The organism is Pseudomonas sp. (genome assembly GCF_048269965.1).
In the GTDB taxonomy this organism is placed as follows: domain Bacteria; phylum Pseudomonadota; class Gammaproteobacteria; order Pseudomonadales; family Pseudomonadaceae; genus Aquipseudomonas.
The window spans coordinates 116,633-128,696 of record NZ_JBLWTV010000006.1; the positions used below are offsets into that span (position 1 = coordinate 116,633).

At 63.4% G+C, this 12,064-nt stretch carries 10 protein-coding genes; 1 reads left to right on the forward strand and 9 read right to left on the reverse strand.

The window, feature by feature from the left end; translation table 11 throughout:
• Positions 1–558 precede the first annotated feature (558 nt).
• The 6 genes from pepN to ACN0X6_RS09300 all read right to left on the reverse strand — a co-directional run bounded on the left by pepN (position 559) and on the right by ACN0X6_RS09300 (position 7,174).
• The gene (pepN, locus tag ACN0X6_RS09275; protein ID WP_417703398.1) at positions 559–3,216 is read right to left on the reverse strand and encodes an aminopeptidase N; all 2,658 of its coding nucleotides are present in this window, start codon (positions 3,214–3,216) and stop codon (positions 559–561) included.
• A gap of 57 nt (positions 3,217–3,273) precedes the next feature.
• Complete coding sequence (locus tag ACN0X6_RS09280) at positions 3,274–4,110, reverse strand: DUF2797 domain-containing protein (RefSeq protein ID WP_417703400.1); 837 nt, start codon at positions 4,108–4,110, stop codon at positions 3,274–3,276.
• On the reverse strand, positions 4,110–4,373 hold the full coding sequence (locus tag ACN0X6_RS09285) for a YeaC family protein (protein WP_074681470.1): 264 nt from the start codon (positions 4,371–4,373) through the stop codon (positions 4,110–4,112). Before ACN0X6_RS09285 ends, ACN0X6_RS09280 begins: the two co-directional genes overlap by 1 nt.
• 81 nt (positions 4,374–4,454) lie before the next feature.
• Positions 4,455–5,315 (reverse strand): rhomboid family intramembrane serine protease, encoded by an 861-nt coding sequence (locus ACN0X6_RS09290; protein WP_417703402.1) that lies wholly within the window; start codon positions 5,313–5,315, stop codon positions 4,455–4,457.
• The gene (locus ACN0X6_RS09295; RefSeq protein ID WP_417703403.1) at positions 5,312–6,286 is read right to left on the reverse strand and encodes a metallophosphoesterase; all 975 of its coding nucleotides are present in this window, start codon (positions 6,284–6,286) and stop codon (positions 5,312–5,314) included. The genes ACN0X6_RS09290 and ACN0X6_RS09295 overlap by 4 nt, the downstream gene beginning before the upstream one ends.
• Positions 6,287–7,174: an NAD(+) kinase gene (locus ACN0X6_RS09300; RefSeq protein WP_160017516.1), complete on the reverse strand. Its 888-nt coding sequence runs from the start codon at positions 7,172–7,174 to the stop codon at positions 6,287–6,289.
• 96 nt (positions 7,175–7,270) lie between these two features.
• On the opposite strand from ACN0X6_RS09300, the gene ACN0X6_RS09305 reads away from it, so the two are divergent.
• On the forward strand, positions 7,271–8,203 hold the full coding sequence (locus ACN0X6_RS09305; protein WP_417703405.1) for a DUF1853 family protein: 933 nt from the start codon (positions 7,271–7,273) through the stop codon (positions 8,201–8,203).
• A 79-nt stretch (positions 8,204–8,282) separates the two neighbouring features.
• On the opposite strand, the gene ACN0X6_RS09310 is transcribed toward ACN0X6_RS09305, so the two are convergent.
• The 3 genes from ACN0X6_RS09310 to ACN0X6_RS09320 are packed head-to-tail and all read right to left on the reverse strand — an operon-like array spanning position 8,283 to position 11,726.
• The gene (locus ACN0X6_RS09310; RefSeq protein ID WP_417703406.1) at positions 8,283–9,392 is read right to left on the reverse strand and encodes a cyclic nucleotide-binding domain-containing protein; all 1,110 of its coding nucleotides are present in this window, start codon (positions 9,390–9,392) and stop codon (positions 8,283–8,285) included.
• Between the two features lie 22 nt (positions 9,393–9,414).
• Entirely contained in the window at positions 9,415–10,356 is a 942-nt protein-coding gene (locus tag ACN0X6_RS09315; RefSeq protein ID WP_417703408.1) for a 1-aminocyclopropane-1-carboxylate deaminase/D-cysteine desulfhydrase, read from the reverse strand.
• Between the two features lie 2 nt (positions 10,357–10,358).
• Positions 10,359–11,726 (reverse strand): chromosome partitioning protein ParA, encoded by a 1,368-nt coding sequence (locus ACN0X6_RS09320; protein ID WP_417703409.1) that lies wholly within the window; start codon positions 11,724–11,726, stop codon positions 10,359–10,361.
• Positions 11,727–12,064: the final 338 nt, after the last annotated feature.

Consider the following 12,064-nt stretch of genomic DNA (forward strand, 5'->3'; position numbering starts at 1 on the left):
CTTTTGGGCGATCCCGTATCCGGGTCGCGATTGCCGTACTGACGACGGCTTCTGTTTTTATTTGCAGCGACATCTTCCTGCGACCAGCGCGCGCTCGCACGCGGTCAGATCCAGCTCGGTACTGCAACCATGGTGCCAATTCAAACAGGTGTATCAGCGCAAACAGGCTTGGAAGAGCTGTTGGCCAGTTTCTTTTCGTGACTGATCAGCCACCGACCAATGCGTCAGAAAAACTGGCGCATTTTGTCCTACGATCCGACGCTTTATGCCACTGACCACGCACCTTGCCGCGCAGCAGAGGGACGAAGATCGCCTCGCTGTCAAGCGACGAACCCCGAACTTAAGTGTGCAAAGGCATAAAGAACTGCATGCATATTTCATTGGGTAACAAAAAAGTGTTACCAACCAGAGATCGGTAACACTTTTCTTGGAGCAAAGCCCGTTCAGGCCTGATGCCATCCAGTCAGGCGTCGACATGCCGAATCTGCAGGAGCGGCGCCCCGAGGCGCGGCTCCCACGAAAGATCGCTTCGGCAGCCCTATCCGATCGGCATCGGACTCAGGCCAGGCTCTTGCTCACCACTTCATAGACATCGCTGGACAACTCACCGCAGGCGAGAATGCGCTCCAGCTCGGCCTTCATCAGCGCCTGGCGGGCAGGTGCATACTTGCGCCAGCGGGTCAGCGGCGCCAGCAGGCGCGAAGCGATCTGCGGGTTGAGGGCGTTGAGGGTGATCACCTGGTCGGCGAGAAAACGATAGCCCGCCCCATCCGCCCGGTGAAAGTTGATCAGGTTCTGGTTGGCGAAGGCACCGATCAGCGCACGCACCTTGTTCGGATTCTTCAGGGTGAAGGCGTCGTGCTGCATCAGCGCATGCACTCGCTCCAGACCGCCCGGCAGCGGGCAGCCGGCCTGCACGCTGAACCACTGATCCATGACCAGCGGGTTGTCCTTGAAGAAGTCGGCGAACATGGCCAGGGCCTTGCTCTGCTCCTCCTGGAACGGCGAGTTGACCAGCACGGCCAGGGCCGCCAGGCGCTCGGTCATGTTGTCGGCGTTCTCGAACTGGTCGACGCAGGCTGCCAGCACTTCAGGCTGCTCGCTGAGCATCAGGTAGGACAATGCGATGTTCTGCAGGCTGCGGCGGGCGAAGTGCGCCGCCTCGGCCACGTAAGGCGTGTCCTTGGAGACGTCGCGGTTGGCCTGGTAGCGCGCCCACAGCGGCGCGAACAGCGCGTCGGCCAGCGCCTTGCGGGCGAACTCGCGCGCGGCGTGAATGGCCTCGACATCGGCCACTTCGCTGATCTCGGTGAGATAGGCCTCGCCCGGCAGCGAGAGCATTTCCGCGACCATGGCCTGATCCAGCGACTCGTCCTCGAGCAGGGTGCGCAGCGCGGCGACCAGGCGCTGATCCAGCACCAGGGCTTCGCCACGCTGGTGCTGGCCGATCAGTTCCTGCAGCACTTGTACGGACAGCTGCTGGCCGGCTTCCCAGCGGTTGAAGCCATCCGAATCGTGCTGCATGAGGAACATCAGTTGGTCACGGCTGTAGGGGAAGCTGAGCTTGACCGGCGCACTGAAGCCACGCAGCAGCGACGGCAGCGGCTTCTCGGCAATAGCCTCGAAGGTGAAGGTCTGCTCGGCTTCGGTCACCGACAAAACGCGACTGGTGCCCTGCGCCGCGCTTTCGCCCTGCAGGCGCAGCGGCAGCTCGTTGCCTTGGGCATCGAGCAAACCGAGCGCCACCGGAATCACGAACGGCAGCTTTTCGCTCTGCCCCGGCGTGGCCGGGCAGCTCTGGCGGAAGCTCAGGCTGTAGCGCTGCGCAGCGGCGTCATAGGCCTCGCTGACCTCCAGACGCGGCGTGCCGGCCTGGGTGTACCAGCGCTTGAACTGGGTCAGGTCGATACCGCTGGCATCCTCCATGGCCTTGACGAAATCGTCGCAGGTCACGGCCTGGCCGTCGTGGCGCTCGAAGTACAGGTCCGAGCCCTTGCGGAACAGCTCCGGGCCGAGCAGGGTGTGGATCATGCGCAGCACTTCCGAACCCTTCTCGTAGATGGTCAGGGTGTAGAAGTTGGAGATTTCCATGTACGCATCCGGACGCACCGGGTGGGCCATGGGGCCGGCGTCCTCGGCGAACTGGTGGGTGCGCAGATAGGCCACGTCCTCGATGCGCTTGACGGTGCGCGAGTGGGTGTCGGCGGAGAACTCACTGTCGCGGAACACGGTGAAACCTTCCTTGAGCGACAGCTGGAACCAGTCGCGGCAGGTCACGCGGTTGCCCGACCAGTTGTGGAAGTACTCGTGTGCCACCACCGCCTCGACGCGCTGGTGCGCGGCGTCGGTGGCGGTCTCGGCCTTGGCCAGCACGCAGCTGGAGTTGAAGATGTTGAGGCCCTTGTTCTCCATGGCGCCCATGTTGAAGTCGTTGACCGCGACGATCATGAAGATGTCCAGATCGTATTCACGGCCGTAGACCTCCTCGTCCCACTTCATCGAGCGCTTGAGGCTGTCCATGGCGTGCTGCACCTTGTCGATGTTCTCCGGCTCGACATAGATGCGCAGCGCCACCTCGCGGCTGCTCATGGTGGTGAAGCTGTCTTCCACACACCAGAGGTCGCCGGCGACCAGGGCGAACAGGTAGGCCGGCTTCTTGAACGGGTCTTCCCAGGTGGCCCAATGACGGCCACCCTCCTCGCTGCCGCTGGCAATCGGGTTGCCGTTGGACAGCAACACCGGGTAGGCATGCTGTTCGGCGCTGACCGTGGTGGTGAACCTGCTCATCACGTCCGGGCGGTCGAGGTAGAAGGTGATCTTGCGAAAGCCCTCGGCCTCGCACTGGGTGCAGAACATCGTGCCGGACTTGTACAGGCCCTCCAGTGCGGTGTTGCTTTCCGGGTGGATGCGCACGCTGCTGTCGACCACGAAACGTTCCTGGGTCGGCTGCAGGGTCAGGTGGCTGTCGGTCAGGGTGTAATCACCTTCACCCAGCTCGCGGTCATCGAGCTTGAGCTCCAGCAGTTCCAGTTGCTGGCCATCCAGCACGAGCTTCGGCAGCCCGGCACCCGCTTCGGGGTTGCGCCGCATGACCAGCTGCGCATGTACCAGGCTGTGATCCTCGAACAGCTCGAAGGTCAGGTGGGTTTCGTCGATCAGGTAGTCGGGAACCTGGTAGTCCTTGAGGTAGATGGTCTTGGATTGTTCGGTGCGCATGGCGGTGGCCTCTTCGAGGCAGCTGCAAGCTTCAAGCCGCAAGCTGCAAGGTGGTGGTCAGGCGGCGATCTCGTGGACGGCCAGCTGATAGGCGGTGTACTTGCGGATATTGATCACGCCGGTGTCGAACATCAGGTACTGGCCCTTGATACCGAGCAGGGTGCCTTCGGCCAGGGGCTGCTTGTCCAGGTTGAAGCTGGTGATCTTGGCCGGATAGGCCTCGATGGGATAGCGAATCTCCAGCACCTCGGCTGCGCTCAGCGGCTGAATGGCTTGCAGGCCGAAACGCTGCTGCAGTTCGGTGATGCCCGCGCCACAGCTATCGAACAACTGCTCGCGAATAGTCAGCAGATCGACCGGCACAGCGTCGCCCTTGAGCAGCGCGCGCCAGTTGGTCTTGTCCGCCACCTGGCTGCGCAGCAGGTCTTCGACGAGACCGGACTGCTGCCGGGTAGCCACGCGCAGGATGGGCAACGCCTGGGTCGCACCCTGATCGATCCAGCGCGTCGGCACCTGAGTTGCACGGGTGATGCCCACCTTCACGCCACTGGAGTTGGCCAGGTAGACGATGTGATCGGTCATGCAGAACTGCTCGCCCCAGCTCGGTTCGCGGCAGGTGCCGGCGTCGTAATGACACTTCTCCGGACTCATGATGCAGACGTCGCATTGCGCCAGCTTCTGCATGCAGGGGTAGCAATAGCCCTGGCTGAAGCTGGTCTTGGTCCTGCGCCCACAGTGCGTGCAATGGATGGCGCCGAGGTATTCCAGGCGCAGGTGCTTGCCCACCAGCGGGTTGACCGGTACCTCGATATCGCCCAGGCGAAAGGCGTACTGCACCGGCGCGCCCAGGTGCGCCTTCATCTTGCTCAGCGAGCCACGTCCAAGTTCGGCCATCAGTGCAAGGTATCCGAGGACTTGAACAGCAGGTTCGGCACCGGCTCGGACTTGCTGCTGCACTCCTGCGGGCCCATGTAGCCGGTGCGCTCTTCCTCCGGCAGGTTCTGCACTTCCCAGGCGATCATCGCCTGCAGGCTCAGTTCCTTCTGTTCCTGGGTCAGCTTGCGGCCGTCCGGCCATTTGCCGATTTCCACGGCCAGCTTGAGGCTCTCGTAGATTTCCGGGGTGATGTTTTCAATCGCATCGAGAAAGGACGACATACAGGTCTCCAGGTAAATTTCAGGGCGGGTGAAACCCGCCAGAACTCCGCGTTGACGGGTTGCACCCGCCCTACAGTCGAATCAAGCGCTACGTCGGGCCAGCATACCGCCAAGCAGCCCGGTCAGGCAGCCGGTGAGCAAGCCGCCGACATGCGCGGCATTGGCGATGGCGCCGAACTGCAACAACTCGAAGATGCCGGTCATGCAGATCAGCAGCCAGGCCAGCATCATCACCAGCACGCCAGGCGGCAGTCGATAGGCAGCGTTCGGCGCCAGGCGCTGGTAGATCCAGCAATGCCCTAGCAGGCCATAAAGCACACCGGACAAGCCACCGAACAACGACGGCCCGGCCCACCAGTATTGGGCGAAGTTCGACGCCAGGCCGAACAGCAGGGTCAGCCCCAGCAGGCCGATGGCGCCCTGGCGAAATTCGATGCGCCGCCCCAGCTCCCAGTACCACAGGCTGTTCATCGCCAGGTGCAGCCAGCCGAAGTGGATCAGCATCGGCGTGATCAGGCGCCACCACTGACCGCTGCCCAAGGTGGCATCCAGATAGGTCAGATAGAGGTGCTCACCGTCGAGGCGAAAATCGACGAAGCTCAGCCAACGGATGGTGGAAAAGTTCTCGCCCGCCAGGGTCACGGCGAAGACGATGAAGGTGGCGAGCAACACCAGCGCCGTGACCGGGCTGCGCCGCAGTTGAGTGGCGAAGCTCTCGCGTACAGGGACGACGCTTGGCGGCAACTCTCCGGCGTCATCGCCCTGCGGATGACGCGCGTACAGTTCACGCACCTGCTCGGCAAGCTCCTGCCCCGGCACCCACAGCACCTGCTCGCCGCCCTCTTCCGCCACCCGGTGTGGCACGTTCAAGCGCTGCAGCAGAGCGACGAAACCACTCAAATCGCGATCCAGCGGCAAGCGCAACACAACCACTGCCGTCATCGCGGCGCCTCCAGCGGGTCGACATCGACCCAGACGAATTTACCCGCATCCAGACGCGTTTCCTGATCCAGACGATAAGCCACCAGGCGGCCACCGACCACCGCGCTGTAATCCAGGCAGGCCAGGTTGGGCCTGATCGGCGCCGGTTTGCCACGCCGCCAGTAATGGCCGACGAACAGCAACGGCTCGTGTGCGCCATACCTGAGCAGCTCGTCCTTCTGCAGCTCGGATAGCGGCGTCTGCGCAGCCATCTCCGGCAACGCATCGGGCTGGAAGACGATATCGCCGTAGGTCTGCGGATCCTCTTCCCAGAATTTGGTGCGAAAGTACGAGCGGGTGAAGCCGTCACCGCTGGTCAGCGTCAGACCGTGCGGCAAGCGCATGTCGGTGCCACGCAGCAGGCGATCGAGCGCCATGTTGGCGAAGCTGCCGGGCACGGCCGAGGCCTGCAGGAAGTGTTCGTCGATGCAGCCATCGGGAAATTGCGCCTTGAGCGGAGTGATCAGCTCGTCATCCCAGCAGGCGTGAACGACGCGAAAGCGTCCGGCATCGATGAACAACGGCATCTCGTAGAACCAGCGCAAAAATTCGCGCCACTCCTGCGAATGATCCTCGAACTGTGCCAAGGTTTCGCGCATCAGGCGCTGGTGCCGTGGGTTGTGCTCGCGCACGTACTGACGGCCACTGCCCGGCGGGGCTGGCGTGCTCCACCCCAACGCATTGAACTCGTGGTTGCCCATGATGCATAACGCCTGGCCGGCGCGAACCATGTCGTGCACCAGATGCAGGGTTTCGCGGATGCCCGGGCCACGGTCGACCAGGTCACCCAGGAAGATCACCATGCGCGTCGGATGGCGCCACACGCCACCCTGGCGGCTGTAACCCAGCCGCTCGAGCAGACGTTCGAGGGTTTGCGCACAACCGTGGATATCACCGATCAGGTCATAGCCACGATGGGGGTCGAGGGACATTCAGTCCTGCCCTCCCAGGCGGCTGCCCCATCCGAGCTTGGTGCGGCAGACCTCATAGTAGTTGTGATCCAGCGGATGGATCAGGCGCAACTTCTGCGCCTTCTTGGCCACGTGCAAGGTATCCCCCGGTGCACAGGTGAAGTGGTTCTGGCCGTCGCAGGACACTTGCGGGTAGATGGTCATGTCCGAGGACACCACCACCTTCAGCTCGCTGTTGCCATCGACCACGATGGGCCGACTGGACAGCGTATGCGGGTACATCGGCACCACCACGATGGCATCGAGCTTGGGATGCATGATCGGCCCGCCAGCGGACAGCGCGTAGGCCGTCGACCCCGTGGGTGTGGCGACGATCAGACCGTCGGCCTTCTGGCTGCAGACGAACTGACCATCTATATACAGCTCGAACTCGATCATCCGCGTCGACTTGCCGGGGTGCAGCACCACGTCATTGAGCGCGTCGCCCTGGCCAATGGCCTCGCCCTGGCGACGCACCTCGGCTTCGAGCAAGAAGCGATTCTCGGTCAGGTACTGGCCTTCGAGCACCTGCGCCACCTTGAGTTCCAGCTCGTCAGGGCGGATATCGGTGAGAAAGCCCAGGCTGCCACGGTTGATCCCCAGCACCGGCACCTTGTGCCGCGCCAGGGCGCGGGCGGCGCCGAGCATGCTGCCGTCCCCCCCGACGACGATCACCAGGTCGCAGACCTCGCCAAGCATCTTGCGCGAGGAGGTTTGCAGGCCGTGTCCCGGCAGCACGTCGGCGATGGTGTCCTCGAGGATTACATGCAGGTGGCGGTCGATCAGAAAGCGCTTGAGTCGCCGCACGGTTTCCAGCACCCGCGTACTACCCAGGCGCCCGATGATGCCGACATTGCGAAATTGCTCCATGGGACTCCCGCCAGACAGATAAGAAACGAAGAGGGATTATCGGCCAAAGGCCAGGGCGGCAGCAAACCAGCACTGTTACTGGGCTATGCTCGGCTCATGCACACACCCGACTCGCTCCATGATCTGCTGCTTGGCCTGCGTACCCCGGCCGTGCGTGACCTGGCCTGGGCGCTGTTCTCGCCACCCATGCTGGGTGAGACCACGAAAGTCCAGCGTCATCCGCTACAGGCCAGTTGCTGGACGCGGCAACCGCAGCGGCTGGCTGACTGGCTCGTTCAGCAGGACAACGATGCCGGTGGCCTGCATGCCTGGCTGGCGGCAAGACCGGTACGCCGCCTCGGCCTCTATTACGAACGCCTGTGGCAGTTCGCCCTGCATGCTGCGCCAGATGTCGAGGTGATCGCCGCCAACCTGCCGATCCGCCAGAACGGCCAGCCCCTGGGCGAGCTGGACCTGCTGCTGCGTGACGACGAAGGTGAACACCATCTTGAATTGGCGGTGAAGTTCTATCTCGGCACGGACGGCAGCGATGCCGCTGACTGGCTTGGCCCGGGCAGTCATGATCGGCTCGATCTGAAACTGAGCCACCTCGCGCAGCACCAATTACCCCTGTCTTCGCGCCGCGAGGCACGGGGAGCGCTGAACGACCTGCAACTGGGCGAAACCCGATCCGCCTTCTGGCTCGGCGGCTACCTGTTCTATCCCTGGCCCGACCACTGCTCCCCGCCTCGCGGCGCCACGCCCGAACACTGCCGGGGGCGCTGGCTGCATCAGCGCGACTGGAGTGACTTCGCCGCGACGAGGCCAGGCGCGCACTGGCAGCCGCTGCCGAGACTGGCCTGGCTGGCGCCGGCGCTGGTCAATGCCGATGAGCTCTGGCGTGATGAAATGTTCGAGCAGTGGCTGACCACGCTGCGCCCGGAGGCTCAGGCGCAACTGCTGGTACGACTGGAGGAGGATCAGGCCGGGGATTGGCGAGAGGTCGAACGACTCTTTCTGGTCAACGATCAGTGGCCGACGCACTCGTAGCCCGGATGCCATCCGGGACGCATGCGCCTGCAATTCGCGGATTCGACCCGGGCTAGGCTTGCCACGGAGCCAGCGCCGATCAACGGCTACGCTCGGTACGCCCGCCGGAACGAGCCAGATACCCTGCGCCGCTTTCGCAGAGCAGCGCATCGCGTTGCACCGCAGGCAGGGCGTTTAGGCCACCGCGCAAGGCGTAAACGCTGTAGCCCAGTTGCGAAAGCAGAAACACCGCGCTGCTGCTGCGCTTGCCACTGTCGCAGTAGCACAGGTAGGTACGTGATCGCTCCAGCAGGCGCGCCTTCAGGCGCAACAGTTGCAGCGGCATATGCAGCGATTGCGGCGCATGCGCCTTCTCGTACTCTTCCAGCAGCCGCACATCCAGCCATTGTGCACCCTGCGTCAACAGCCTGGCGCCCTCTCCCAGCGATACTTCGGCCACCACCGGCGCCTTGAGCAGGGCAAAGAAATCCTGACGATCCAGACGCAGCACACTGCCGGCCTCGACCATGGTCACCGTGGCATTTCGCGGCCGATCGGCAAGCAGGGCCTCCTCGCCGAAACAGGCGCCAACCTCCAGCCCCGCCAGCACCTGGTGCTCGCTACCAGCGCCCCGGATCACCTCGGCGCGGCCGCTTTCCAGGAAATAGCAGCAATCGCCAGCGGCACCCTCTTCGATAATCTGGCTGCCAGCCGCCAGCTCGACCTTATGCAGGCGAGCGAGCATGTTCTGCACGTTGGCCGGCGGCACCTTGGCAAACAAGGGGTTTTCCAGCAGCCGCTCCAGCCACTCGACATCGGCGCCACTGTGCTGCAGCGCCAGCAACAGGTCCTGATGCGCAAGGCGCCAGGTAAGCAGGCGATCGAGCGTGGCACTGTCGATCATCAGCACGCTGACATCGCTCAAGGCACGGGCGTCATGCAATCTGGGCAGACCGGGTGACAGGGGATGGCAACTGATCTCGCTGCCGGCCTGCACCCTCTGCGTCCTGCCCTCGGCATCCTGCAGCTGCAACTCGCCGGCCAGCAGATAGCAGGTCAGACGCGCCTGATCGCCCTGACGAAACAGCAATTGCCCGGCCAGCAGGGGCTGCGGCACCAACTGGCTCCGCAACTCGCGCCACTGCTGCGCGGAGAGCGCGTTGAGCGGCGTCAGGCTGCGCAGTTGTTCGGGGGTAAGGGGTTCGCTCATGAGGATTTCCAGGCTCCGCTGGTCAGACCTGAGTGTAGTCGGCGCTGGCGCCCATCAACACCCGACGCCCTTGCAAGCCGCCAGTATGAATGAATATCAGCCGACTGCCGCACGCAAGTTGACCGCTCTTGCAGAAGTCGCGCAGCGCCATGAGCGCCTTGCCGGTATACACAGGCTCCAGCGGTACACCGCTGGCCTGCTCGGTGTCCAGGATGAACTGGCGCAGTGGCTCGTCGAGGCGCGCAAAACCGCCGCGCGCGGCTTCGATCAGTTGGTAGCGCCGCGCCGACGTCCCGGCCTCGTTCAGCAATCTGCCGACCTGAGTGGCGACGCCGTGGTCGCCCGGTACCGCCTGTGCGCCGAACACGCTGCGCCGAACATCACCCAGCAGTACACCAGCCAGGGTGGTGCCGGTCCCCGTAGCCAGCCACCAGGCATCGAAATCAGACCAGCCGATATCCGCCAGCTGCGCTTCGGCCATCGTCACCAGGCCGCTGCAACCTCTGGCGCCCTGAAGCCCCAGACCACCCTCGCCGACCGCTTGGAACCCCGGATAGCGGGCGAGCCAGGGCGCCCAGAAGTCCGGCTGATGGCGCGCACGGTAACCGCCGTAACCCAGCCAGTGCAGCGCCATGCCCATGCGCTGCAGATCATCGACGGTCGGGGTCTGCTGCGGTTCACCACGCAACAGACCAACCGTGGCGAAGCCGAAACGCCGGCCCGCCGCAGCCAGCGCATGCAAATGATTGGAGTGTGCACCACCCAGACTGATCATCCCCTGCGCGCCGGCCGCAGCGGCCTGTTGAAGATAGGGCGCGAGCTTGAACCACTTGTTGCCGGACACCAGTGGATCGACAAGATCCAGGCGCAGACAGGCGAGCTCGACGCCAGCCGCCTCGAGCCAGTCCAGTTGCAGAGGTTGTAGCGGCGCCTGCGGGCGCCAGGGGGGAATGCGTATGGGCAAGATCAGCCGACAGTACGCAGACGGCTACTGGCCTTGTGCCGCGCGCAGCAGTTCGAATCACCCAAAGTGAAACGGCTGGGCGTATCGATGCGGTCGATGGGAATGGCGCAGCGCTCCCCGCTGGGCAAGGACGCGTCGCAGCTGGGCTGCTGATAATGTGCCAACCAGTGGCGATACTGCTCTTCGGAAACGAAGCATTTGCCCGCGGCGTAGGCCATGGGGTTGTCCTGATAGCGGGCGACATCCTGCAGGGGAATGGTCAGGTGCCCGGCGCCGGGGTGGTAGACCACGAACACCACGCCAAGCTTGGCCAGGCGATCGAGCACCTGGTCAGCGCCCTGACTGGCGAATGCATCGCGCTCACGCTTGAGGCGTTCGATTTCGGACTGCAACTGGGCATCCAGTTCATTGCGATAGGCCAGTTCGACGTCGCGTATGGCGATCTGCTCCTTGTACTCCGCCACGGCCGCCACGACCTTGGCGCGCATTTCGCCCTCGAACTGCGCGCGCAGGATATCGCCCTCGGTACGACCGTGACGCTCGAGGGCACGCAGTTGTTGAGTCATGTCCTCACGGCTGCTCTGGAAGCTCTCGGCCTGGGCGGCCAGTTGCGCCTTGAGGTTGGCGTTGAGCTCCTCCTGCTGGCGCAGCGCCTGATGCAGCCCATGGATCTGCGCCTGCAGATTCTTGCTCTGCTCCTCGCTGGCCAGTTTGAACTTGGCCAGTTCGTCTTCATGCTGCTGGGTCAGGCTGGTGATGCGCAGACGCTGCTGCTGAATCAGTTGCGCGGTCTTGGCACGATGCTCCTGATCCATCTTCTGCGCCAGTTGCTCGGCCACTTCCTTGGCCGGATCGGGCGCATACCATTTGTCTTCGGAAGCCACCTGCAAACGCTCGGCAACCACCGACTGAGCACTGTCGTCCTCGATCAGGAGCCCGAGCTGATTGCGCTTGACTGCATCGCGCAGCAATACCAGATCATTCTGTGCGGGTGCCAGGCTGGGGTCCCACAGATGCATCTGATGCCAGGACACCGGACACTGACTGCGACAGGCCAGGCGAATCGGCCCGGCGCCCAGGTCCGGGCCACGGCCGGCACGCTCGGCCAGGTGTTGCAAAGGAATGTTCCAGCCCTTGTCGGGGCGACCGTCCTCGTCGAAATCCAGAAAGAAGAATACCGCCGCCCTGACCAGCAGGCGCGGGTTGATCACCACGAATACCGCGCGCATCTGTTCGTCGGCGAACTCGGGCATGTTCACCACACCATCGAGCAAGGCTTCGAACTCAGGGAACATCATCTGTTTGCAGATACCGCGTTCACTGAAGAACATCACGGCTTCCACCATCTGCGGCTTGTTCTGCATGCTCATTGAGGACCCTCTGGACCAACCGGGAATACGCGCGCGCATAGTCGCGTGCCAGAGCAGCGCATACTCTGGCACTGATATCGTCCTTGATATCCGGGACAAGTCTAGGGGAAAACCCGACCACAGCAATGTGACTGGGTTGGCACTCACTCTGCGATCCAGACCGAATAGACCACCGCTTAGCGCAAAAATGTGACAAGGCCGGAAAGTACGAAAGCGGCCAGCGACCCGATCCGGCGGGATGAACCCTCGCCTGCCAGGCACGACAAGATCGGCGGATTCTTGCTTTTTACCCCCACCACATAAGCGAAATTTCGCCTATCTCAGTCAGAATCATTAGA

Coding starts and splice junctions, on each gene's coding strand:
- pepN (WP_417703398.1), bottom strand. CDS start 3,216: ATGCGCACCGAACAATCCAAGACCATCTACCTCAAGGACTACCAGGTT.
- ACN0X6_RS09280 (WP_417703400.1), bottom strand. CDS start 4,110: ATGGCCGAACTTGGACGTGGCTCGCTGAGCAAGATGAAGGCGCACCTG.
- ACN0X6_RS09285 (WP_074681470.1), bottom strand. CDS start 4,373: ATGTCGTCCTTTCTCGATGCGATTGAAAACATCACCCCGGAAATCTAC.
- ACN0X6_RS09290 (WP_417703402.1), bottom strand. CDS start 5,315: ATGACGGCAGTGGTTGTGTTGCGCTTGCCGCTGGATCGCGATTTGAGT.
- ACN0X6_RS09295 (WP_417703403.1), bottom strand. CDS start 6,286: ATGTCCCTCGACCCCCATCGTGGCTATGACCTGATCGGTGATATCCAC.
- ACN0X6_RS09300 (WP_160017516.1), bottom strand. CDS start 7,174: ATGGAGCAATTTCGCAATGTCGGCATCATCGGGCGCCTGGGTAGTACG.
- ACN0X6_RS09305 (WP_417703405.1), top strand. CDS start 7,271: ATGCACACACCCGACTCGCTCCATGATCTGCTGCTTGGCCTGCGTACC.
- ACN0X6_RS09310 (WP_417703406.1), bottom strand. CDS start 9,392: ATGAGCGAACCCCTTACCCCCGAACAACTGCGCAGCCTGACGCCGCTC.
- ACN0X6_RS09320 (WP_417703409.1), bottom strand. CDS start 11,726: ATGAGCATGCAGAACAAGCCGCAGATGGTGGAAGCCGTGATGTTCTTC.